Origin of the sequence: Flavobacterium sp. J49 (assembly GCF_011742145.1) — a bacterium.
GTDB lineage: Bacteria > Bacteroidota > Bacteroidia > Flavobacteriales > Flavobacteriaceae > Flavobacterium.
The window spans coordinates 46,908-71,304 of record NZ_JAAQQU010000038.1 but is presented as its reverse complement, the minus strand read 5'-3'; the positions used below and the strand labels follow the sequence as shown (position 1 = coordinate 71,304).

Annotated in this window: 15 protein-coding genes and 1 tRNA gene; 9 read left to right on the top strand and 7 right to left on the bottom strand. The window is 37.4% G+C overall.

What is annotated here, in order from left to right; translation table 11 throughout:
- Window positions 1-15: 15 nt before the first annotated feature.
- From HA632_RS00495 to HA632_RS00475, 5 genes are all read left to right on the top strand, one after another.
- Window positions 16-1,878: a peptidase M61 gene (locus HA632_RS00495; protein WP_176305284.1), complete on the top strand. Its 1,863-nt coding sequence runs from the start codon at window positions 16-18 to the stop codon at window positions 1,876-1,878.
- A gap of 152 nt (window positions 1,879-2,030) precedes the next feature.
- The gene (locus tag HA632_RS00490; protein WP_176305283.1) at window positions 2,031-2,744 is read left to right on the top strand and encodes a DUF4369 domain-containing protein; all 714 of its coding nucleotides are present in this window, start codon (window positions 2,031-2,033) and stop codon (window positions 2,742-2,744) included.
- Between the two features lie 27 nt (window positions 2,745-2,771).
- On the top strand, window positions 2,772-4,958 hold the full coding sequence (locus HA632_RS00485) for a radical SAM protein (protein WP_176305282.1): 2,187 nt from the start codon (window positions 2,772-2,774) through the stop codon (window positions 4,956-4,958).
- A 103-nt stretch (window positions 4,959-5,061) separates the two neighbouring features.
- Window positions 5,062-7,158, top strand: coding sequence for an ATP-binding protein (locus HA632_RS00480; RefSeq protein WP_176305281.1), 2,097 nt, complete (start codon window positions 5,062-5,064; stop codon window positions 7,156-7,158).
- Window position 7,159: 1 nt separating this feature from the next.
- Window positions 7,160-8,038, top strand: a complete 879-nt coding sequence (locus HA632_RS00475) for a hypothetical protein (protein ID WP_176305280.1) — start codon at window positions 7,160-7,162, stop codon at window positions 8,036-8,038.
- Here the strand turns inward: HA632_RS00475 and rimO are convergent.
- From rimO to HA632_RS14030, 3 genes are all read right to left on the bottom strand, one after another.
- Window positions 8,035-9,336, bottom strand: coding sequence for a 30S ribosomal protein S12 methylthiotransferase RimO (gene rimO / locus HA632_RS00470; protein ID WP_176305279.1), 1,302 nt, complete (start codon window positions 9,334-9,336; stop codon window positions 8,035-8,037). The genes HA632_RS00475 and rimO overlap by 4 nt on opposite strands.
- 123 nt (window positions 9,337-9,459) lie before the next feature.
- Complete coding sequence (locus HA632_RS00465) at window positions 9,460-10,965, bottom strand: OmpP1/FadL family transporter (RefSeq protein WP_176305278.1); 1,506 nt, start codon at window positions 10,963-10,965, stop codon at window positions 9,460-9,462.
- A gap of 76 nt (window positions 10,966-11,041) precedes the next feature.
- Entirely contained in the window at window positions 11,042-11,983 is a 942-nt protein-coding gene (locus tag HA632_RS14030; RefSeq protein WP_176305277.1) for a hypothetical protein, read from the bottom strand.
- Between the two features lie 100 nt (window positions 11,984-12,083).
- Here HA632_RS14030 and proS point away from each other — a divergent pair, with 100 nt between their 5' ends.
- From proS to rpsT, 3 genes are all read left to right on the top strand, one after another.
- Window positions 12,084-13,562 (top strand): proline--tRNA ligase, encoded by a 1,479-nt coding sequence (gene proS / locus HA632_RS00455; protein ID WP_176305276.1) that lies wholly within the window; start codon window positions 12,084-12,086, stop codon window positions 13,560-13,562.
- 78 nt (window positions 13,563-13,640) lie between these two features.
- A tRNA-Glu gene (locus HA632_RS00450) sits at window positions 13,641-13,712 on the top strand.
- Between the two features lie 25 nt (window positions 13,713-13,737).
- Complete coding sequence (rpsT, locus tag HA632_RS00445; protein ID WP_176305275.1) at window positions 13,738-13,989, top strand: 30S ribosomal protein S20; 252 nt, start codon at window positions 13,738-13,740, stop codon at window positions 13,987-13,989.
- A gap of 65 nt (window positions 13,990-14,054) precedes the next feature.
- On the opposite strand, the gene HA632_RS00440 is transcribed toward rpsT, so the two are convergent.
- Entirely contained in the window at window positions 14,055-14,465 is a 411-nt protein-coding gene (locus tag HA632_RS00440; protein ID WP_176305274.1) for a response regulator, read from the bottom strand.
- 15 nt (window positions 14,466-14,480) lie between these two features.
- Window positions 14,481-16,199 (bottom strand): PAS domain S-box protein, encoded by a 1,719-nt coding sequence (locus HA632_RS00435; protein WP_176305273.1) that lies wholly within the window; start codon window positions 16,197-16,199, stop codon window positions 14,481-14,483.
- 162 nt (window positions 16,200-16,361) lie between these two features.
- Here HA632_RS00435 and typA point away from each other — a divergent pair, with 162 nt between their 5' ends.
- Complete coding sequence (typA, locus tag HA632_RS00430) at window positions 16,362-18,158, top strand: translational GTPase TypA (protein WP_176305272.1); 1,797 nt, start codon at window positions 16,362-16,364, stop codon at window positions 18,156-18,158.
- 163 nt (window positions 18,159-18,321) lie between these two features.
- Here typA and HA632_RS00425 read toward each other — a convergent pair whose 3' ends face one another.
- Both HA632_RS00425 and HA632_RS00420 read right to left on the bottom strand, forming a co-directional pair.
- A complete protein-coding gene (locus tag HA632_RS00425) occupies window positions 18,322-19,239 on the bottom strand; it encodes an alpha/beta hydrolase (RefSeq protein ID WP_176305271.1) in 918 nt (305 codons plus the stop codon).
- A gap of 5 nt (window positions 19,240-19,244) precedes the next feature.
- Window positions 19,245-24,344, bottom strand: a complete 5,100-nt coding sequence (locus HA632_RS00420) for a T9SS type B sorting domain-containing protein (RefSeq protein WP_176305270.1) — start codon at window positions 24,342-24,344, stop codon at window positions 19,245-19,247.
- Window positions 24,345-24,397: the final 53 nt, after the last annotated feature.

Sequence of the window (24,397 nt, the reverse complement as noted above, 5' to 3'; positions counted from 1 at the left end):
TATAAATTTTTGACAATGAAAAAATTAATTCTGAGTGCCATAGTAGCGTTAACTGCATTCCATTTTGATGGGATTGCCCAAAAAAAACAAGCAAGCCAAGAGGTGAAAGTTACCATAGATTTGAACCAAGTAAAAGAAGACAAAGTGATGGTTACAATCACACCGCCAAGTTTTAAATCGCAGGAAGTTGTTTTTCACATTCCCAAAACGGTTCCCGGAACTTATTCTTCCGACAATTACGGAAAATTAATTGTTGACTTAAAAGCCTTAGACAAATCTGGAAAAGAATTAACCGTTACAAAAACCGATGATAATTCTTGGAAAATCAGCAATGCCAAAGCCTTGTCAAAAGTTACTTATTGGGTAAATGATACTTATGATACCGAAACCGGTAGAGGTTTTGGGAAAGATGAAATTTTTTCTCCTGCCGGAACGAATATAGACGAAGGCAAAAACTTTATGCTAAACAACCACGGATTTGTGGGCTATTTCGATGACAAACTCGAGATTCCTTACCATGTAACGATTACCCATCCGGCGACACTTTTTGGATCTACCTCTTTGATAGATACCGATAAAAGTGATACCGTAGATACTTTTAAAACAGAAAGATATTTTGAGTTGGTAGACAATCCAATTATGTACTGCAAGCCTGATTATGTTACTTTCAATGTTGATGGTATGGAAATTTTGTTTAGTGTTTATTCTGCTAACGGAATGCATACGGCTAAATCACTTTCGACTTATTTAGAGACCACCATGCGTGCCCAAAAAGCTTTCTTGGGTCCAATCAATAACAACAAAAAATACACGGTTCTTTTGTATTTGTCTGACATGCAAAAAAAGGATGCTAAAGGTTTTGGTGCTTTGGAGCACCATACATCAACCACGGTAGTTTTCCCAGATATGATGCCGGCGGCTGCTTTAGGAGAACAAATTAAAGACGTGGTTTCCCATGAGTTTTTTCATATCGTAACACCATTGAGCATTCACTCTAAAGAAATCCAATATTTTGACTATAACAATCCTAAAATGTCAAAACATTTATGGATGTATGAAGGTGTAACCGAATATTTCGCCAATTTGTTTCAAGTCAACCAAGGATTAATCGATGCCGATGAATTTTACCAAAGAATGATAGGCAAAATCAATAACGCTTCAAGCTTAAATGACACCATGCCATTTACCGAGATGAGTGCAAAGGTATTGGAGCAACCTTATAAAGATCAATATTTAAATGTATACGAAAAAGGCGCTTTAATAGGAATGTGTATTGATATTATCATTCGTGAAAAAAGCAACGGCGAAAGAGGTATTTTAGATTTAATGCAAAAATTATCGAGTGAATATGGTCCGAATAAGCCTTTCAACGATGACGAGTTATTCGCAAAGATCACTTCGCTGACTTATCCTGAAGTAGGTGAGTTCTTAAACACTTATGTAGCCGGGCCAACACCAATAAAGTATGATGATTATTTTGCTAAAGTAGGTGTGGGTAAAACCAAGATTAGCCTTCCTATGAACCCTTTTTTGAAAGACCAATCAACCCCATTCATTACCGTTGACGGAAAGACCAAAGAAATCATGGTGATTCCTAGTCAGGACTTGAATGCTTTTATGACAAATTTAGGCATTAAAGGAGGCGATTTAATCTTGGCTATCAATAACAAAGATTATAACTTAGACAACATCTACGATATGATTATGGAGAGTCAAAACTGGAAAGAAGACGATGCTATTAGCGTTAAAATAAGAAGAGACGGAAAAGAGCAAGTAATCAAAGGGAAAGTAAAATTGGCCACAGAAGAAGTGGAAGGTTACCAACTTATTGATGCTTCAAAAGAGAAGCTGAACAAAGCTTGGCTGACCGGAAAATAAAAAAAAACTTGTAATAGTATAAAACCTCAATTTGGTCATCAAATTGAGGTTTTTTTAGTATTATTGCCAAAATTTATAACAGATTTGAAATATCTGTGTATCACTAAGTATAAACCGAATGTCCACCGGATATTCTTCTCTTAATATCAAACATGCAAAAAACATTTTTAGCCTTAGTAACCCTGATTGTTTTGGCTTCCTGCTCGGAACAAAAATCAACGAAAAACTTTGTGCTCAACGGAAATATCAAAGGATTAAAGAAAGGAACGCTTTATATACAAAGGATAAAAGACACGCTTTTAGTGCCGATAGATACGATTAAAATTGATGGAGATTCTCATTTTGTGAGTGAATTTGATTTGCAGTCATCAGAAATGTTATACTTGTTTTTGGATCGTGGGGTGACCAACTCGATTGACAATAATATCATGTTTTTTGCTGAGAAAGGCACGATGAATTTAGAAACCAGTTTAGATTTTTTTACAGCAGATGTTAAAATTACCGGTTCTAAAAACCAGGAGCTTTATGATGATTACAGAAAAGTAATGTCGAGATACATAAATCAGGATTTGGATTTGGTAGAGAAAAAATTCAAAGCCTTCAAAGCCGGAAAATTGGCAGAAGTAAGTGAAATGGAGGAACAACAAAAAGGCATTTTAAAAAGAAAATACTTGTTTACCACCAACTTTGCCGTAAACAACGGTAAATACGAAGTTGCACCTTATGTGGCTTTGGCGGAGATTTACGATATCAATTTGAAATATTTAGATACTATTCAAAAATCCTTGTCACCACAAGTAGCTAAATCACTTTACGGTAAAAGGCTTAGCCAATTTATAGCGGAAAGAAAAAAGATTGAAAAATAAAGTACTTTTGTTTGTCACTTACAACAAATGAAAGACCTACTTCTCATAACGCCACCGTTTACCCAACTCAACACACCTTATCCGGCAACGGCTTACTTAAAAGGGTTTTTGAATACCAAAAACATTTCTGCTTATCAAATGGATTTGGGGATTGAAGTAATTTTGGCGATGTTCTCCAAAGATGGATTGACAGCTATTTTTGAATCATCTAATATCCATCAGCTAACATCCAATCTTCAACGAATTTACAATTTAAGAGAAGATTACATTCAAACCATCGATTCAGTGATTGCCTTTCTTCAAGGGAAAAACCATACTTTGGCTCGCCAAATTTGCAGCGGAAATTTTTTGCCCGAGGCGTCTCGATTTCAACAATTAGATGATATGGAATGGGCATTCGGTTCGATGGGAATGCAAGATAAAGCCAAACATTTAGCCACTTTATATCTCGAAGACTTATCCGATTTTATAGTCGATTGTGTGGATGAAAATTTTGGCTTTAGCCGCTACGCTGAAAGATTGGGGAGAAGTGCTAATTCTTTTGACGAATTGTATGCCCATCTGCATGGTGAATTGACTTATATAGACAAAATTACACTCAAAATTCTGTCCGAAAGATTGAATAGTTTTCAGCCCAAATTGGTCTGTATTTCTGTACCGTTTCCGGGGAATTTGTACAGTGCATTTCGTTGTGCGCAGTTTATCAAAAAGCACTTTCCAAAAATAAAAGTATCAATGGGTGGCGGTTTCCCCAATACAGAACTCCGCGACTTGAAAGACCAAAGAGTATTCGAATTCTTTGATTTTATCACACTCGATGATGGCGAATTGCCGGTAGAATTGCTTCACGATTTTGTCACCCTGAGCGCAGTCGAAGGGCTTTTTAAGCGAACTTTTCTTCTTGAAAACAACCAAGTCGTCTATAAAAACAATACTGCACAATCCGATTATAAGCAAAGTGATGTTGGAACACCCGACTATTCCGATTTGCTTTTAGACCAATACATCTCTGTGATAGAAATAGCCAATCCGATGCACAGTTTGTGGAGTGATGGTCGATGGAACAAGCTTACGATGGCGCATGGTTGCTATTGGGGCAAATGTACGTTTTGTGATATTTCGTTGGATTATATCAAATTATACGAACCGATTGCCGCTCAAATTTTGGTCGACCGAATGGAGGAAATGATAGCCCAAACGGGTGAAAACGGTTTCCATTTTGTCGACGAAGCAGCGCCACCGGCTTTGATGCGGGAAGTAGCTTTGGAAATTCTTCGCCGTAAACTTACAGTCACTTGGTGGACAAACATTCGGTTTGAGAAGAGTTTTAGTCTCGACTTGTGTTTGTTGCTCAAAGCATCGGGTTGTATAGCGGTTTCCGGAGGATTGGAAGTGGCTTCAGACCGGCTATTGGCACTGATTAAAAAAGGTGTTACGGTAGAACAAGTAGCCCAAGTTACCCGAAATTTTACTGAAAGCGGCATCATGGTACATGCATATTTAATGTATGGTTATCCGACACAAACCGTTCAGGAAACCGTGGATAGTTTGGAAATGGTACGTCAACTGTTTGAAGTAGGCGTATTGCAATCGGGTTTTTGGCACCAATTTGCCATGACGGCGCATAGTCCGGTAGGATTGTTTCCCGATGAGTTTGGGGTAATACCCGAGCAGCAAGAGATTACTTTTGCCAACAATGATATACAATTCAAAGACAAAACCGGAATCAATCACGACCAATTTAGTTTTGGGTTAAAGAAATCGCTGTTCAATTATATGCATGGCATTTGTTTCGAATATGCATTGCAGGATTGGTTTGAGTTTAAAATTCCAAAAACGACAATACCGTCTGATTTTATAGTTAGTTGTTTGGAAAAGGAGACTGATTTTAGTGTGAAATCCTCGGCTAAAATAGTATGGTTGGGCGCCAAACCGATTACAGAAACTTTCACTAAAACCAAAAAAAGCCATTCTTGGGAGATGATGAAATTGACTTTTTTTGATAAAAAAGAGACCTTTGAAATTGTTGTTGAGCTAGAAAAAGGAGAGTGGTTTTTGAAAACTATAGAGACTTTATCGGTTCACAATCAAAAGATTCTTACCTTTGCCAATCTCAAGTTTGATTTTGAAAAACAGTTTGATGATTTCGAATTGTTTTGGTTCTCTAAACCCATTAATGCCATAAGAGATTCTGGTTTATTATTAGTGTTGTGATTTTTCAAAGTCTTTTTTCATGATTTTGATGAAAGATTTGCTACCGGTTAAGTTTTTATATTTATGATGATTTTTTTATTAAAAATTGTTTAACCAAAAAGAGATGACAGTTAAAAAAACATTTCCAAAAATTCTTTGGTTAATAATATCTTCGAGTATCTTCTTTATTATTCTGTATTTCACCCTTTTTTATTATACCAAAAAAGCCGAGACACAGGTTTATAAGGATTCGGTGGAACATTTTGATAATGAGATTCACAAGCTGCTCGATTTAGAGTCTAAACCTATCTTGGTTGCCATTAATAATGATACCAATTGGGATGAGTTTGTTGACTTTACAATCACCAAAGACAAGGTTTGGTTTGATGAAACGATTGGAAATGAATTGGCAATCTACGATGCAGAATATTTAGGGTCTTATGATGCCCAAAAGAATTTTATCATGAGAACATCTACGGCCAGTATAAAATCTTTGGATTTTATTCCCAAACCGGCAATGGATTTGCTTTACAAAGAAGGAATTAAAAAGTTCTACCTAAAAATTCCGGAGGGCATAGTAGAAGTAACCGGAGCGGCCATACATCCTTCCAACGATCCGTTAAAAAATAAAACCAAAGCTTCAGGCTATTTTTTTGTAGTGCGTTTGATTAATCAAGAGTTTCTCAAAAATTTATCCCATATAACCAATTCAGAGATACAATTGGTTGGTCCGAGCTATAATTATTCAGAAGAGAAAAACAAAATATCTTCAGTAGTTCAATTGAAGGATTCTCAGGGCAAAATCATTGCTGATTTGTTGTTTCAAAGGAATTTTGAAGTTTATTTTGAAAACACCATCAACCTGTTGTATATCATAATTATTGCCTTTTTAGTGATACTGTTGATGAATTTAATTTACACTCGAAGATTGGTCTATTATCCGCTGTATTTGGTAAGAAGGGTTTTATTAACCGGCAATAAAAAGGCCATTAAATTGTTAAAGGAATCCAATGGTGAGTTTAGCTACATTGGCAATTTGTTTGAAGAAAATAATAACCAAAAAATGGAGCTGATTACCGCTAAGATTAAGGCAGAAGAAAGCGATAGGCTGAAGTCATCTTTTTTGGCCAATTTGTCACATGAAATCAGAACTCCGATGAATGCCATCAATGGTTTTACGGATTTGATTATCAATACGGATGTTAACGAAGCAGAGAAGTCAGAATATCTTAACGTTATTGAAAAAAGCGGAAAAAACTTGGTTTCCATCATAGATGATTTGATTGAAATGTCAAAAATTGACTCTAATCAAATTGCGCCTAATTATACCTTAGTTAATTTGGAATCTTGTGTGAATGAATTGTATGAAACGGTAAAAGTGACCATACAAAACAAGGACCTTGAATTTATTCTTATCAAAAGTTCTATGCCGGCTGAGTTCAACATCATTACCGATGAAATTAAACTCAAACAAGTACTGGTTAATTTGTTGACCAATGCCATTAAGTTTACCGATGTAGGTATGGTGACTTTTGGTTATGAAATAGATGAAAAGAATGCGCTGATTCATTTTACGGTGAGAGACACCGGATTGGGGATAGATGAAGAGCAACACAATAATATTTTTGATCGTTTCAAAAGAGTTGATAGTGATATTTCTATTAAAGTGGGAGGATTGGGCTTAGGATTGGCTATTTCAAAAGCTTATGTTGAATTGCTGGGCGGTACTATAACTTTAGAATCTAAAGTTGGTGAAGGATCAACCTTTTATGTTTCTATTCCGCTCAAATATGCAGAAATGGAGCCTATTACTGTGAGCTCGGTCAATAATTTTGAGATTACAAAATCGGATGATAAATTAATTTTAATTGCTGAAGACGACAACATTAACTTTTTGTTGTTCCAAAAAATGATGCAAAATAAAAACTACCAAATCATAAGAGCGGTTAACGGAAAAGAAACGGTAGAAATCTGCTTAAATAACCCAAGTATTGATTTGGTTTTGATGGATATTAAAATGCCGATTATGAATGGTTTTGAGGCGATAGAACGCATTCAGCCTGTTAGACCAAACTTGCCGATTATTGCTCAAACCGCTTATTCTTCCTCTGAAGATAAAGCCAAAATATTGGACGCAGGATTTACAGATTATATTACAAAACCTTTAAGCAGAGAGCGATTATTTGAATTGTTGACCACTTATTTAGAAAAAAGAGAGTAGCATGAAGTATAAACAAATGGTAGCTATCTTTTTTTTCGGATTGGTCTCAACTTATTCCACAGCGCAAGAGGATGTTAAAGTGGTTGATACGATTGCTCAAGACGAGGAGAAAAGACTTTATTTAAATTTAGACATTTTGAATCGTTATCTTTGGCGTGGCCAATGTTGGGGAGGAGATTATATGGCGGTGCAGCCAACTATCGAATACCGACTTACACCAAAATTCACTTTGGGTTTTTGGGCTACCACCAATTTTAAAAACGACTATTTTTATCCCGATGGTATAACCTATTACAAAGGTTACCAAGAGATAGATTTTTATATTACTTATCAAGTTAATGACTTTCTTCAGTTCCAACTTTGGGATTACTATTGGCCATCAGTAGGCAAGGTAGCGGGTGTTGACAACGGTTTTTTAAATTACGGCAATGACAGTACTAAAACAGTTGATGCCATTTGGTATTTTGATTTCTCAGAAGGTTATCGTTATCCTTTTAATGCTACTCTAAGTACTTTGGTGGCCGGAAACGATTATCGTTATGATCGTTTTGGAGAAAATCCGAAACAGAATTTCACGACTTATTTGGAGTTAGGGTATACATTTTTGTTTTTTGAAAAAGCCAAATACAGTGCGCTTCAAAATATTGAAATTGCTCCGGTTGTTGGTGCTGTGATTAATAATAAAGCCGAGTATTATTCTTATGCCAATTATGATAAACCTTCTTTTGTGAATTTGGGCGTAACCGCATCCAAAGAAATTGATTTGGGTAAAGGTGTTACCATGCCTATTTCTGTGAATTATACACACAATGGTGCTTCCAAGAATACAGAAGTATTCGGGAAAAACTTTTGGATAACTACGGTAAGTTTTAGCTATTAAACCGGCTCGCCGTAAAGATCGAATTCAGTGGCGTCAATAATCTTTACATTAACAAATTCACCGGTTTTAACGTAGAATTTAGCGGCATCAATCAAGACTTCGTTGTCTACATCCGGACTGTCAAATTCAGTTCTTCCGATAAAATGTTGGCCTTCTTTTCTGTCGATAATACATTTAAAAGTTTGCCCGATTTTTTCTTGATTTAAATCCCATGAAATTTGTGACTGTAAGTCCATTATCTCGGCAGCACGTGCTTGTTTTACTTCCTCGGGAACATCGTCTTCCAATAAATAGGCGTGCGTGTTTTCTTCGTGAGAATAAGTGAAGCAACCCAAACGTTCAAATTTCATTTCCTGAACCCAATCTCTCATGGTTTCGAAATCTTCTTGGGTTTCGCCCGGATAACCCACAATCAAAGTCGTTCTGATTGTCATGCCCGGTACCGCAGCGCGGAAGTCTTTTAAAAGTTTGGTGGTTTTTTCTTTAGTTGTTCCGCGGCGCATCGATTTCAAAATGTTATCTGAAATGTGTTGTAACGGAATGTCTATGTAGTTACAGATTTTTGGTTCGTTTTTCATCAATTCCAACACATCCATCGGGAAACCGGTTGGAAACGCATAATGCAAACGAATCCATTCGATGCCTTCGACTTTTACCAAGTTTTCTAATAATTCGGCTAAATTTCTTTTTTTGTATAAATCCAAACCGTAGTAAGTCAAATCCTGAGCGATAAGAATCAATTCTTTGACGCCGTTTTTGGCCAAACCTTCAGCTTCTTTTACTAGTTTTTCAATAGATTGTGAAACGTGTTTGCCTCGCATAATCGGAATCGCGCAAAAACTACATGGTCTGTCACAACCCTCGGCAATTTTGAGATAAGCATAGTTTTTGGGCGTAGTCGTTAAACGCTCTCCAAGCAATTCATGTTTATAATCGGCGCCTAAAGCTTTTAGCAAAAGAGGCAATTCTGTGGTACCGAAATACTGGTCAACATTCGGAATCTCTTTCTCTAAATCGGGACGGTATCTTTCAGAAAGACAACCGGTCACAAAAACTTTGTCTACCAAACCTTTCTCTTTTTTATCGGCATATTCCAAAATGGTGTTCACCGATTCTGCTTTGGCATTATCAATAAAACCGCAAGTGTTAATCACCACGATATTTCCTTCTTGTTCATGCACTACATCTTTACCACTGGCTTTTAATTGTCCCATTAAAACCTCACTGTCGTAAGTGTTTTTAGAACATCCAAGGGTAATGACATTGATTTTGTTTTTCTTTAAAGACTTAGTTCTCATAGATTTAATTCCGATTATTGGGAAAGCGTGCAAAATTACGCTTTTATTTCTAATTAGTTTGTTGACTTTGAGAAATAAAAAAACCATCTCAATAGAGATGGTTTAGATAGGGTATTCTAAAAATTAGAAATTAATAGAATAACTAAGGGTAATATTGTTATTGTAGCGGCTTATTCTTGCAGGATCAGTCATGCCTGAAGACACTAAGGCTTGGTTGCTGTTTCTGTGGTCATAAGAATAAGCCAAATCCAAACGGCTTTCACCAAAATTATAACCTATACCGCCGGTATATCCGGTTAAGTCACCAAACGTTTCATCAACTTTATATGGACTTTCCTCAAAGCGATAACCTGCTCTTAAACTCACTTGTTTGATTTTGAATTCTCCACCTACACGAATTTCCATGGCATTGTCTAGGGCATTACTCATAAAAGTATTGATACCGGTGTAATCGTTTTTGGGTTTTATTCTTGTACTGCTGTAATCTTTGGTTGAAACGTCAACGCTCAACAAACCTCTTTTGCCAAAAATATACGCCATACTTCCGGTCCATTTTCCGGGTGTTTGAATGGTGTAAGGCAAATAGGTAATAGGGTCATGATAGGAAAAAGGAAATTCATTTCCATCCTGATTGTTGAGGCTATGTGTACTAACACCTTGTTGTAATTCATCGGTTAACCTAAGCCATGTTGGAGATTCGTAAGCCAACCCAATACGAAGGCTTTCAATCGGTTTTACGATAGCACCCAAGTTAAAAGAGAATCCGGATCCGGTTGTCCAAAGACGGTTCTCGAAAAGAATTTCCGAAATGGTTGAGCCAGTGTCATAAAGCGGATTTTCATTACTTTCATAAACAGAAGATAACCTTTCAATGTTTACAAAGTGAAAATTTAAATTTGCGCCTAAGAAGAGAATATCTTTGTATGCGGCAGAGAAGTTTCCGGTAAGTTTTCCATTGTAACCGGTAGTTAAAATTTGGTTTTCTTGGTAGTAATTTCCGCCGTTTGGTATGTTGGTGTAATAGGAAGAGTTGTTCGGGGTATCAACAGTTGGTTCAAAAATATAAGTGTTGTATCCCAGAAAGGCTTGTTGTTCATAAAAATTCATATTGTAAAAATTTTCATTGTCCAGTATATCAGTCGGAATTCCCTGTGCGATATTTACAAAATAGTTCCCGATAGAATTATAAGGGTTAACACCGGCCGAAAACACACTATTGTTGAAATTATTTGCGTTTTCATAATTCAAGCCTACAGCCAATTTTTTCCAATCATTTTTGCTGTCAGCACCTTCTTTAAAAATGAATACTGCTCCAATTTGATTGATGTCAAGCGTACTGTCGGTATCGTTGGTTGAGGTGCCAAAATAACGTGATCTGTTTTTGGCATTATAAACAGAACCAGTGATGGTGGCAAAGTTGTTGTTAAAAAAAACAGAACCTGCCGGGTTAACATTTATGGCAGACAAATCGCCGCCAACAGCTCCAAACGCACCACTCATTCCTCTGAATCGGGCGGTTCCGGTTAGGTTATCGGTAGCCAGCCGAATAACATCTTCCGGTGTAGTTTCTTGGGCATGCATATTGGATAATGACATCCCAATACAAAATAATAGTAGATACTTTTTCATAGTAATTTTAAATTTTTATTCAAAAAAAACCTATGCAATAGATTAACAAAGCATAGGTATAAGATAGGTGATAGTATTATCGTCTTCCGCCACCAGACGAAGACCTGCCGCCACCGCCGCCAGACGAAGAACGACCGCCGCCATAGTTAGAACTTGGACTATAAGAACGGGTAGGTGAGGATTCTGTTCTTACGTTGTTTCTGGGCTGTGTGGTATTCGTATTTTGTCTGGGAGAACTACTGTTGTTGTAATTTCTCGGACTGGAAGAATTATTTCTTGGATTGCTGTAGTTGTTTCTAGTTGGGCTGAAGTTTGAATTTCTTGGTCTAACAACGCTATTACCTCTTCCACTATAATTAGATGCATTTCTGATGCCATATCTTGAACTGTTTGCTCGATTTCCGGCATAATAACCATAGGTAGAACCTCTTCTTCCGCCATTGTAGTGGTAATAATTGTTGTAATAGCCTCCGTACCAATTGTTGTAGCCATAATAGCCACCATACCATGGGCTATACCATGGACTGTACCAACCTCCCCATCCAACGTTCCAACCCGGTCCGTACCAGCTGTTCCAGCCCCATCCCCATGATGGTCCCCAACTGCTCCAACCCCAATAATTGCCATACCAATAGTTGTTCCAATAGCCATAACCCCAATTGTTATCATAAACATTTATGGTTACTGATTGGGCATTGCTTCCCCAACCGGCATTATTATCATCATAGTTTTTACTGTTAGTAGCGGTAGAGTCGTCCGATACAGTGCTATAGGTTTCTACGTTTGTAAATGCTTGAGCATCTTTATTTAATTCGCTAAAATATTCTTGGTATTTATTGCTTTGAGAATTATCCCCTGATGCTACCTCTTTTTTCTTGTTTTCTCCGTTTCCGTAAACTCCGTCGGAGTCATAATAAGAACTGTTTTGATAAGAACCGCACGAGGTAATTGTAATGGCCAAAATTCCTAAGACGGAAAATAAGGACAATCTTCTACTGAATAAATAATAAGTTTTCATATCTATAGCATTTTTATTGTTGGACTATACAAAAATAGTTAGTTTTGTCGAACTATTTAGTTAAAAAAAGTTAAACAATTTTTATGCCAAACTATTCATTATGAGTAAGAACTTAACAAAGAGAGAAGAAGACTATTCCAAATGGTATAACGAGCTCGTAGTCAAGGCGGATTTAGCCGAGAACTCAGGGGTTAGAGGTTGTATGGTAATCAAACCCTACGGCTATGCAATTTGGGAAAAAATGCAAGCGGAATTAGACCGTATGTTTAAAGAAACCGGTCATAGCAATGCCTATTTTCCTCTTTTTGTTCCCAAAAGCATGTTTGAGGCCGAAGAAAAGAATGCAGAAGGCTTTGCCAAAGAATGTGCCATCGTAACGCACTACCGATTAAAAAACGATCCGGACAAACCCGGAAAATTAATGGTTGATCCCAATGCTAAATTAGAGGAAGAACTAATTGTTCGCCCTACCAGTGAAGCTATTATTTGGTCAACTTATAAAAACTGGGTACAATCTTACAGAGATTTACCACTATTAATCAACCAATGGGCAAATGTCGTTCGTTGGGAAATGCGAACCCGATTATTTCTGAGAACAGCTGAGTTTTTATGGCAGGAAGGACATACAGCGCATGCGACTAAAGCTGAAGCTATTGAAGAGTCTGAGAAAATGATGCATGTGTATGCTGATTTTGCCGAGAATTTTATGGCAATACCGGTAATTAAAGGATTAAAAACAGAGACCGAACGTTTTGCCGGTGCGGAAGAAACCTATTGTATTGAGGCTTTAATGCAAGACGGAAAGGCATTGCAAGCCGGGACTTCCCATTTCTTAGGACAAAACTTTGCCAAAGCTTTTGATGTCAAATTTGCCAACCAAGAAGGAAAACAAGAGCACGTTTGGGGTACGTCATGGGGTGTTTCTACGCGTTTGATGGGCGCATTGGTAATGACCCATTCTGATGATAACGGATTGGTTTTGCCTCCAAATTTGGCGCCAATTCAGGTAGTGATAGTGCCAATTTTCAGGACAGATGAAGAATTTGATGCGATTTCGACAGTAGCAAATGATTTGGTTGCTCAATTCAGAAAATTAGGCATTTCGGTTAAGTTTGACAACAGAACCACCCAAAAACCTGGCTTTAAATTTGCCGAATGGGAGTTAAAAGGAGTGCCGGTTAGAATTGCTATAGGGCCAAAAGATTTAGAAAACGGTACTTTTGAAGTAGCCCGACGCGATACATTGACTAAAGAGATTATTGCCAAAGACGGCGCTGTAAATTATATCTCTGATTTATTGGAGCAAATCCAAAAGGATTTATTCAATCGTGCTTTGGAATTCAGAAATACTCATATTACGGAAGTCAATTCTTTTGAAGAGTTTAAAGATGTTTTAGAAAACAAAACCGGTTTTATCTCTGCACATTGGGATGGAACACCGGAAACAGAAGAAAAAATTAAGGATTTGACCAAGGCAACCATTCGTTGTATTCCTCTAAACAGGAAAAATGAAGAAGGGATTTGTATTTTTTCCGGAAACAAATCCACTGGTAGAGTGTTATTTGCAAAAGCGTACTAAAAAAAATCAAAAAAAAATTATCTTCCCTCTTGCGAGAATAAAAAACAGTTGTATCTTTGCAACCGCAATGAGAAAGATGGCCCGTTCGTCTATCGGTTAGGACGCCAGGTTTTCATCCTGGTAAGAGGGGTTCGATTCCCCTACGGGCTACAATTTAAATAAAAGAAAAGAAAAAATGGCAAATCACAAGTCAGCTTTAAAAAGAATCAGAAGTAACGAAAAGAAAAGAGTGTTGAACAGATACCAACACAAAACGACTCGTAATGCTATCAAAGCATTAAGATTGGCTACAGATAAGTCTGAGGCTTCTGCTAAATTATCTGCTGTTATTTCTATGATTGACAAATTGGCTAAGAAAAATATCATTCACGATAATAAAGCTGCTAATTTAAAATCTAAATTAACTAAGCACGTTACTAAGTTATAATCTAACTTACAAAGTATAAAAAAAAAGCACTCAATTTTGAGTGCTTTTTTGTTTTTATAGTATTCTTAAAATTTTTGTTTTAAAATTTCAAGCATTTCTTTGGTAATAGGTTTAGAGAGAAAGTCAATCACCATCGGGTAGCTTTTGGTTTTTTCGACATCCTGCGGGTCTATAGTCGACGAAAGCACGATAAATTGGGCTTCGGTAAACAGCTCATGATATCCGTTTTGAAGGTAGTTGTCCAGAAACTCCCAGCCGTTCATTATAGGCATATTCAAATCTAAGAAGGTCAATTTAGGGTAGGGCATGGTTTGATTCTCTTTGAACAGCGGGGCTAATTCGTTAAAATAAAAAATAGCCTCTTCTCCGTTTTTGGCAGTTAATACTTCGTGGGCAAAAGCTACCCGTTCAATCACCTTTTTGCAAAGCATTAAAGTTATCGCATCGTCATCTACACAGAGTATTTTATTCAGCATGTAATCAAAAAAAGTTTAGTTGTTTTTAAATGTAATGGTAAAAGTTGTTCCTTTGCCCACTATACTCGATACGTTTATTGTTCCGCCCATGGCTTCTACTTGAGATTTCACTAAATACAATCCTAATCCTTTGCTGTCGGGATGGTTGTGGAATCGTTGGTACAAACCGAAAATTTTATCTTTATTTCTGACCAAATCAATTCCGATACCGTTATCTTTAAATGTGAGGATTAAATTATCATCAACCACTTTAGAAGAGATGTTCACACGCAATTGTTTGTTGTCAGATCTGTATTTGATAGCGTTCGTCAGTAAATTTAAAAAAATACTTTCTAAGTAAGACTTGTTGATGTTTAAAATTGTGACTTCTTCCAAATCTATTTTCAAAATGGGTTTGTGAAGCCCGATTAAAAAGCTCAATTGATTAAACACATTCTCAAAAATTTCTTTAATCAATACTTTCTCTTTTTGAATAGACGGGTTGTCTTTAATGATGACTACTTTAACCAAGTCATTAATGGTTTCATTCAAAAGATGGGTCGATTTGGTAAATCCGGCAATGATTTCTTTCAGTTCCGGATCTTCAATCTGCACTTCTTCCACCAAGTTCAATAAACCGGTTAGGTTAGACAAAGGCGCTCTCAAGTTGTGCGAAGTGATATAGGAGAATTGTTTTAAATCCTTATTGTTTTGGGTAAGCTCTCTAATGAGTTGTTCTCTTTCCTTTTCTTTGTTTTTTTCTTCGGTAACATCTCTTTGAATGGATATCCAGTGAGAATGTTCACCGTCTTTATTGGTCACCGGAATCATCGAGAAATTAATCCAAAATTCTTCACCACTTTTTTTATAACTGATGGTTTCTACGTAGCATTCTTTGTACTCTTGAATGGCTGTTTTTAATTTGTCAAATTCAAAAATATCAGATTTAGGACCAAAGAACATCACCGGAGATTTGCCAATCACTTCATCCGACTGGTAACCGGTCATGTCAGTAAAAGCCGAATTGACAAAAATGATATTCGGAATCACTTCAACAGTAGTATCTATATCAGTAATCATAACCGCATCTTTGGTTTGGGTAATTACCGTTTCTAATAGTCTAAGGCGTTGTTCTTCCTCTTTTTGCTTGGTAACATCCTGAATGGCTCCAATCATTCTGATGGGTTTGCCTTCTTTGTCCTTGACTAAAAATCCCCTGTCAAAAACATATTTGTAACTTCCGTCCGCACATTGAAAACGGTACTCGTCTTGCCACTTCTCTGTTTTTTGTTCCAAAAAAGAATAAAGTTTGACAGACATTTTCAAACTGTCTTCCGGATGAATTCTTTCAAACCACCATTTGGACGTCATACCAACGTCTTCTTTTTTATATCCAAAAACACCTTGAATTCCTTTGTTCCAAATAAAACTGTCGTCTTCAATCTTCCAATCCCAAATGGTGTCACTTGTCGCTTTGGCCACAATGTCATAGCGCTCATTTGATTCCAGAATTTCATTATTGGTTACCTGAAGTTTTTCAAAAACCGATTTGTTGTTTTCGTCATTGCGATAGAGGATGAACTTTAAAATTATCCCCGAAATAAGAATAAATATAAAGTCTCTAACATAAAAATAAATCAAAGATTTTTCAGGTGAAGTTTCGATATAATCTAAAAAAACTTGGTGACCAAGTATGGCCACAAACATTAAGATAATGATGTATGTTAATGTTATTTTATTAGAATTATTTTTCATTACTCCAAATATATAGATTTTCAAATTAGTTTTAAAATTTAGCCAAAAACTTATTAAGTTTTTTATAAACTTTCCTGCTTATTTTAATAAAGTGTAAACTAATTTGTTATTGGTTTTTTATCTGAAAATAAAGTGTACCTTTGCACCCACAAAAAAGCACACATGGAATCTATCAGAAACATTGCAATTATTGCGCACGTTGACCACGGAAAAACGACTTTGGTTGACAAAATTATGTATCACTGTCAATTATTTCGCGAAAACGAAAATACCGGTGATTTAATTCTTGACAACAACGACTTAGAGCGCGAAAGAGGAATTACGATTACTTCTAAAAACGTTTCAGTGGTTTACAAAGGAACCAAAATCAACATTATCGATACTCCGGGTCACGCCGATTTTGGTGGGGAAGTAGAAAGAGTATTGAACATGGCTGATGGTGTTTGTTTATTGGTAGATGCTTTTGAAGGACCAATGCCGCAAACGCGTTTTGTATTGCAAAAAGCCATCGACTTAGGGTTGAAACCTTGTGTGGTAATTAATAAAGTAGACAAAGAAAACTGTACTCCTGAAGAAGTACACGAAAAAGTATTCGACTTAATGTTTGAATTAGGCGCCGAAGAATGGCAGTTGGATTTCCCAACAGTTTACGGTTCTGCTAAAAATAACTGGATGTCTGACCATTGGGAAAACCAAACGTCAAACATCGAACCTTTATTGGATATGGTAGTAGCCAATGTGCCTGCTCCAAAAGTATCTGAAGGAACACCACAAATGTTGATTACCTCTTTAGATTTCTCTTCGTTCACCGGTCGTATCGCGATTGGTCGTTTGGAAAGAGGCGTTTTAAAAGAAGGGATGCCGATTTCTTTGGTAAAAAGAGATGGTAAAATCATCAAATCAAGAATTAAAGAATTACACACTTTTGAAGGGTTAGGCCGTAAAAAAGTGCAAGAAGTTATAGCAGGTGATATTTGTGCAATTGTGGGAGTGGAAGGTTTTGAAATCGGAGATACGATCGCCGACTTCGAAAATCCGGAAGCTTTGCAAACCATCGCCATCGATGAGCCAACAATGAGTATGTTGTTTACCATCAACGATTCACCATTCTTTGGTAAAGAAGGTAAATTTGTAACGTCTCGTCACATCAAAGACCGTTTGGCGAAAGAATTAGAGAAAAACCTAGCGCTAAAAGTAGGCGATACAGATTCTGCAGATAAATTCATGGTTTTCGGTCGTGGAGTATTGCACTTATCGGTTTTAATTGAAACCATGAGAAGAGAAGGTTACGAATTGCAAATCGGGCAACCACAAGTAATCATCAAAGAAATTGATGGGGTAAAATGTGAGCCAATCGAAGAATTAACCATCGACTTACCCGAGCATTTATCCGGTAGAGCGGTAGAGTTTGTTTCGGTACGTAAAGGAGAAATGCTTTCGATGGAAGGAAAAGGCGAGCGCATGATTGTGAAATTCAACATCCCGTCACGTGGTATCATCGGATTGAGAAATCAATTGTTGACCGCTACGGCCGGTGAAGCCATTATGGCACACCGTTTTATTGGTTACGAACCCTTCAAAGGAGAAATTCCGGGAAGAAACAACGGTTCATTAATCTCTATGGAAAACGGAAAAGCGATTCCTTACTCAATTGATAAATTACAAGACAGAGGTAAATTCTTTGTCGATCCAAACGAAGACATCTACGAAGGTCAAGTAATTGGCGAAAATACCCGTTCTGATGATATGACGGTAAACGTAACCAAAACGAAAAAATTATCCAACGTTCGTTCTTCAGGAGCTGATGATAAAGCCCGAATTATTCCGGCCATCAAATTCTCATTGGAAGAAGCTTTAGAGTATATTCAAAAAGATGAGTATGTAGAAGTAACACCAAAATCGTTGCGTTTGCGTAAAATCTACTTGAACGAAAACGACAGAAAACGTTTCAAAATGTAATTTTTTGAAAATACTATAAAAAGAAACCCTTTCAGTAATGAGAGGGTTTTTTGTTTTAGGAGCTAATCCGGCTATCCGTTGCAATCTTTTTGTTTTTCACCCTGAGTGCAGTCCAAGGACTTTTATTAAACAAAAAGGATTTCCACTGCTATCCGGGCTAGGGTTATTTTTGTAACAAGAACTCCAGCGGAATCTGTAATCTTTCTGCCCAAGCTTCTTCAGAATGATTTTTCCCGGGAAAGAATTTCGTAACCCAATTTTCTGTGGTAAATCCCTTTTCTTTCATAACTGCATCAGCGCTCTTCTGCAACGGCGGATACAAAGCATCCAAAGTCTGGTCGCCATAATCAAAGTAAATCCGATTGGTCTTCGGATTCGGAAGTTTTTTTCTCAAATAAGCATAAAAAGCCTCCGGAATCGGATTGTTTTCTACGGCAAAAATGCCCGGCCAATGCGTCGAGATACAAGCGGCTGCTCCAAAAACTTCGGGATATTCACAAATCGCATACATCGAAATCAAGCCGCCCATACTTGAACCGGCAATAAAAGTATTGTCTTTATCAGTCTGTGTAGAAAAAGTTTTATCAATAAAGGGCTTCAATTCGGTTACGATAAATTTCAAATAGGAGTCCGAATAGGGTTTGAAAACGTCTGTGGTTCTTCCCGCTTTTTGCAATTGAGCGGTAATCGAGTCTTTTTGTACTTTGCTCAAACGCTCATAAGGTTTCTGCGGAAAGTATTCGGGATGTCTTTTGGCAGCAATATTCCAAATGCCCACTACGATGAACTTTTTAACTTTGCCTTCAATATTTAATTTTCCGGCAACTTCATCCACTTCCCACGCTTGTTTGTTCCAAGTTGTTTCAGCATCAAAAAGCATTTGTCCGTCGTGCATGTACAAAACGGCATATTTTTCATTAGTATTATACCCATTGGGCAACCAAACATCTACATTTCGTGCGTCAATAAACTTCGACTCAAAATTTTCAAAACGCTGTACTTTACCTGTAGAAACTTTGATATTTTGCGCCTGAAGAAGTGAACAAAAAACGATCAATATTAGGGTTAGCTTACTTCTCATAAACATTATCGTTTTAATGTGAAATGTCCTTTGGCGTTCCGTCCGTCTTCAAATTCAATGGAATACCAATAATCATCAGCAGGCATTGGTCTTCCGTTGTAAGTGCCATCCCAACCCGGGCTGGTGGTTCCAATTTGTTTTAACAACTTCCCATAACGGTCAAAAATATAAATTGTTGAGCGGTAATTGTGAAGAGCACTTACGCCTTTCACATTCCAATAATCGTGGAAACCATCTCCGTTTGGCGTGAAATATTTTGGTATGCCCAATACCGGAATTAAAATTGGACCCAGTGTTCCACAGCCATTTTGGTCTCTGACATACAATTCGTGAAAACCAATCGGAACATTGTTAAAGAAATTGCTTTCTTGATAAGGTCCGTTAATATCGTCTAAGGCAAACACGTAATCTCCTAAGCCGGTTACATTGACCAAAATCGAGTTGATATCGCTCAAATCAACAACCTCAATGCCTCGAATCGAAGCAATTTCTGAACCAAGTATAGTAATATTTCTGGTTTTGGTACAATTGAAAGCATTGGTCACTTCCACACTGTAAAGTCCCGGAGTATTCACCGTTATAGTTTGATTAGTTTGTCCGGTCATGATAACGTTGTTTTCATACCATTGAAACGAATAATCACTGGCCGGCGTACCATCTAAAATCCCTGCATCAATCAAGGCTTCGGTATCGGGAAGACAAATAATAATGGTTTCTTCCTGGTCTATTTTAGGCGTTGGATTGACTACAAACGGAATGGTGGTTTCGGCATAACAATCGGTATTCGTTGGGTTTTCAACTACAACCCTTATGTTTTGGGTATTGGTTCTGAACGGATTTGGGAGTTGATTCGGATTGGTACTCGGGATAAGGACGTTGTTTTGGTCGTAATAATAAACATTCATCCCGGTTTGTGTTCCCAAAATGGTATTTAAAAAAGTGGTAGTGTCAAAGTCAAAATAGCCATCTTGGGCAATGGCAATTACTTCATCATCACAAGTGGTGGTCAAGCTATTAGGAATGGCAAAGGCTTCGGGTAAATCATCGACTATGAATTGAAGAGATACTTCGTCATAACAGGGTTGTCCACCGGTTTGTGTTGTGTTATTACTGACTCTAATTGTGATGGTTTCGGTTCCGGTAACATTATACGGATTAGTAAATGGTAAAATCTGTGTTCCGTTAGCCCTGAAATATTTTACATTGACTCCGGTTTGACCATTGACAACGGCTGCTTCAATTCCGGAAGTGTCAAAACCGTAAATCCCGTCATGGTTGTCATCACAATGGCGAATCAAATTAGCAGCGTTCACAGGATAGGCTATAGGTAAAGCTTCTACGATTACCTCAAAAGTTTTATAACCAAAGCAGGAATTGTCTATGGTACTGTCAACACGAACCCAAATGGTTTGCGCATTAGGGAAACCAATATTCCTGTAATTGGTAATATCAGCAATGGCTAAAGAGTTTCCTGAAACATCAGTTTCAGCTAAGAAATCGGCTTGGGTTTTGTAGAATTTAATGGTAACATTGGCCGGAAGGATAGCCGCTAAACTGTTTTGAATGGCTGTAAAATTAAATGGACCGGAAATACCATCGTAATCGTTATTTACGGCATCCAGATAATCGTCGCACAAATACTGATTTGGTATCACAAAGTTGGCCGGGATTTGTGTCACTGATACTGCCAAATTAATTTGAACCACTCTGAAACAACCGTTACTGTTTTCCACACGAGTATATACCACACCATTGCCCGAAGTGTAAGCCAAAGGATTTGTTATTTCAAAAGCGCTATTTTCAGTATTGGCAGCAATTGAGGTCGTGAAATAAGTAAAGGTTTCATTCAAATAATTAGCCGAAATCACATTGTTTTTTTGAGTAAGATTGAAAACCGTAATGGCATCAGTATCATCATCACATTGGATTAAGGAAATAGGTGTGGTCACTACCGGCAGCGCATAAGTCGTTAAAATACCAGCAGCTGAATACAAACCACAACTATTACCGTTTTTGTTCAAAAATACGCGGTATTGGTAACCCGCCATTGTAGGCGAAACATTGGAAACGGTTAGCAAAACGGTTGTTACACCCGAATAGATTGCATTATTGGTAAGATTGGTCCAATTGGTTCCGCCATCAGTAGATAATTGCCATTGATAACTGTCAACCGGTACAGAAGTTACGGTAAAAGTTGCCGATTGTAATTCACAAGTAGTTACATTAACCGGTTGGACAGAAATTGAAATAGGCGCTCCGATAATATAATTACCATTTGGAATTCCGTAGCCGCTACTGCTGTATAACAATCCATTCGAATCAGTTGAATTTGGAAGATCTCCAAGGATTCCATCTCCATTTGGATCCAGATAACCGGCTTCAATGACATCAAAACATAAGTCATTATCACTGTCTAACTCAATGTAATTGTAAATGCCATCAGCGTCAGTATCTGCTATTGAATAGTTTAGAATTCCACTGTCTGGGGTTGTCTCCAAAGTATTTGCCAATCCATTTGTGCCAAAATTAGCACCGTCAATTATTCCGTTATTGTCAGAATCTAATGCATTACTATTAGACTCATCTAAATCATGAATTCCATCGTTGTCGGAATCTAAATCGAGATAATTAAAAACACCATCGTTATCTGTGTCGGCTGGCGTTAGTCCATTTCCAAAAACATCATCGATCCCATCTTGATTGGAATCTGTATTGGAAAGTGCAACTACGTTTTGTCCTTGACTTTCAATCAAATCCGGGATGGTGTCGTTGTCGCTGTCATAGTCATTTTGGTCAGGAATACCATCGTTGTCTGAGTCTAACGGAACACAAGTGGCCATTAATCGCATAGTGACTCTACTGGAATTGGTGTCGACTAAGTTGATATTACTCACCGTAATGGCGTCGATTAAATTACCTCTAACCGAAAAAGTTCCTGTTCCGGGGGCTAAGGAAATGCTGCTGTTCAATCGAAAGCGAATTTCAAAAGAGGAATATTCGGTGATTCCACTTTCAAAAATCCCATCGTAATTGGTATCTACCAAAACTTGGTTGTTGGGGTTTAAAATGGTCAGGGTTTTATTGATTGGACAAGTGACTCTTATTTCTGTAGAAGCGGTGAACAAATCATTGGGCAAAGCGGTTGAAGCATATTCTAAAGACAAACTTATAGGATTGTTCCAAGCGGTGGTATAACTGATGCTGTTTTGCTTTCCGCTGGTAGCTTCGGTTACAAAATTACCATTAACGTCACCAACAATAGGTGTTGCAGAAGGCGTTCCTGTACCGGTTGTAGCAACTGTACCCACAAATGAATTGGTATAATTACCCACAGCAACAGTACCAATAGTAGTGTTGGTTAAATTGATATTTTGATTTCCGTAAGATTCGTTACAATTGGTGATTCCGTCGTTATCGTTGTCTAGGTCAATATTACTATTTGTACCATCGTTGTCGGTGTCAATAGGACAAGAACTAACCGGAATTTCATTTGAATTTATCGGTTGGGAACAATTTGAAATCGTTGCCGATACATAATAGTAACCCGGTCCAAGCGTTGAAGGAGTATAACTGCTATTGGTGGCACCTGGAATTACACTTCCGTTAAAATACCATTGAAATGTATCAAACGGACTCAAGGTGTTTACAGACAAACTCGTATTGGGAATACAACTTGCAAGCGTTGGGTCTAATTGGTTAAAGGAAATCTCGGGTTCAAAAGTAAAACCCGAATAAAAGCCTCCAAAGGTAGCCGCACCACTGGTACCATAGGCTGCCAAATACAACTCTTCGGTTGAGAAAACAGAAACATCACCTGTTAAACCTGTAATGATATAGGTTTCATAATCGGTATTTCCAACGACATTGGTTGGTCCAATAACAGAAGCCGTTTGGGATAAATTGGCCAAAGTATAGTTTACACCATCGATAATAAAATTTAAAGCGGCACCGGTTTTGGTCACTATAGTAACTCTTCCGGTAAACTGTCGGTTGCCCACGAAATTAATGGATGGAATATTATCAATGATTCTTGGAGTCTGACAACTTAAAGGTGGAACAAAAAACATTTCTTGATTTCTTTGGTCAGTAGCACTATTGTCTCCAATGGTTTGATAGGCAAAAACTTTTTGGCTGGTGCTGATATACAAATTGCCGTTAGCATCAAAATTTGAACCGTCAAAAACCACATAATCTCCTGCATTTATAGTAGTAGAAGGTGTTGTCGATCCGCTCAAATAGATTTCGGTATTGTCTACATCAGCTACCAACAAAACGGTTTCAACCATGTCAATACCGGTACTTTTTATAAAAATGTATTCGTTATTGTTGATGCGTTCTGCCGGAACTATTTGGTCGAATCCTAAATCTAAATTGCCTGGTGCATTACTTCCTCCAAATGAACCACAGTTCAATGCAATGGGCTTATCTGAAGTAACCAATGAACCGATTAATCCATCTCGATTTGCGTTGAGCGGTCCTTGAACAGCCATTACATAACTTTCCCCACTGTTTAAAACGATGCTGAAAGGAGTGTTTCCGTTGGAGCTGTTGATAGGCTGAACACCGGCTCTGATATCGCTGAAATTTACAGTGGTATTGTTTTCAGAAGCTAAAACTGAGATAAAAGTGTTGTGAATATTAACGTAGTTGGTTACAGCAAGATTTGTAATGGCGCCAATTCTGAATCGATTACCTAACGAAGCTTTACCTTTTGAAACCAACTCTCCGGCTTGATTTCCCGAACCTGCAGTTACACGAGCTGAAACATAAATCAAGTCATCGGCTTCAACGATGTAGCCTTTATTGTTAAATACATTATTGACCATGCCGGCATCAACATGCAATTGGGTATCATTACCAAAACCAACATTATAAATGTAAGGTGTGCTTCTTGAAACGGTACCGGTGATAACGCTTCCGCCTAATTCAATAATTCTGAAATTAATCGGATTGATATTGGGAGTAGAAATGTATAAAAATTGATCTTCAGAAGTAACACTACTCGACCCTGAAAGCGGTGGAATGTAATGCGTTTTACTAAATTGTGAGAAACAATTTATAGTAGAGAAAGCAATAAATAATAAAAAAAATAATTTCTTTTTCATTTGCTAAAATTAACAAATAAAAAAGAAAACATAAAAAGAAGTTTTCTATTTAT